Origin of the sequence: Hymenobacter crusticola, assembly GCF_002154225.1 — a bacterium.
Classification (GTDB): Bacteria; Bacteroidota; Bacteroidia; order Cytophagales; family Hymenobacteraceae; genus Hymenobacter; species Hymenobacter crusticola.
In genome coordinates this window covers 1-506 of record NZ_MTSE01000138.1, presented here as the reverse complement: position 1 = coordinate 506, position 506 = coordinate 1, and the positions used below count along the sequence as shown (strand labels likewise).

1 protein-coding gene is annotated in these 506 nt (G+C 66.8%); it reads right to left on the bottom strand.

What is annotated here, in order from left to right:
- A partial coding sequence (locus BXP70_RS30245; protein WP_179197919.1) for a M36 family metallopeptidase occupies positions 1–506 on the bottom strand: 506 nt, incomplete at both ends.

Below are 506 nucleotides of genomic sequence, written 5' to 3'. Positions count from 1 at the left end.
CTTCTTGCTGAAGGAGCCAGCGCTGGTGCGCAGCTGCACGATGTAGAGACCCGCCGCCACCTGGCTCGTGTTCAGCTCCACGCCCCGCTGCAGCTCGGCCGAAGCCACCTGGCTGCTCAGCACCGTCGTGCCCAGCACCGTCTGCAAGCTCACCTGCACCGGCGTGCGGCTGCTCACGGGCAGGCGCACGGTCACGCTGCTGCTGGCCGGGTTGGGGTACAGCTCCAGCAGCTGGTCGCGCTGCTGCTGGCTCTGCGTGGCCAGCACGCGCACCGGAATCAGGTAGCCAGCCGAGTTGTCGGTGAGCACGTTGCTGGAGCCCTGCACGGCATCGATGCCCATGCCACGACGGGCGAACACCTGCCAGATCAGGTACGTGTTGGCTTTGTTGTTATAGAGCGAGTCAGCCTTCAAGATGGCGTCGCGGCCGTCCAGGAAGCCCGGGCGGCACACCTGCAGCTTGCAGCCGTCCAGCACCAGCTTCAGGGCGATGTTGTTGCCCCCGG